The sequence below is a fragment of the Streptomyces hesseae genome (assembly GCF_031845785.1).
In the GTDB taxonomy this organism is placed as follows: Bacteria; Actinomycetota; Actinomycetes; order Streptomycetales; family Streptomycetaceae; genus Streptomyces; species Streptomyces hesseae.
Map to the genome: position 1 here is coordinate 1 of NZ_JAVRFI010000092.1, position 287 is coordinate 287.

Here is a 287-nt window from a genome sequence, read left to right on the forward strand (position 1 = left end):
GTCCTGGACCCTTCGGGGAAAGGGAAGTGGTGGAGCCGACGGACCAGACTTGTAGTAGGTAAGCGATGGGGTGACGCAGGAAGGTAGTCCAGCCCGGGCGGTGGTAGTCCCGGGGTAAGGGTGTAGGGCGCTGTCTAGGCAAATCCGGACGGCATGAAGCCTGAGACCTGATGCCGAGCCGATTGTGGTGAAGTGGATGATCCTATGCTGTCGAGAAAAGCCTCTAGCGAGTTTCATGGCGGCCCGTACCCTAAACCGACTCAGGTAGTCAGGTAGAGAATACCGAG

1 rRNA gene is annotated in these 287 nt (G+C 58.5%); it reads left to right on the forward strand.

Annotated features, from left to right (window positions below):
* Nucleotides 1-287 (forward strand): 23S ribosomal RNA (locus RM609_RS34345); the annotation flags it as partial.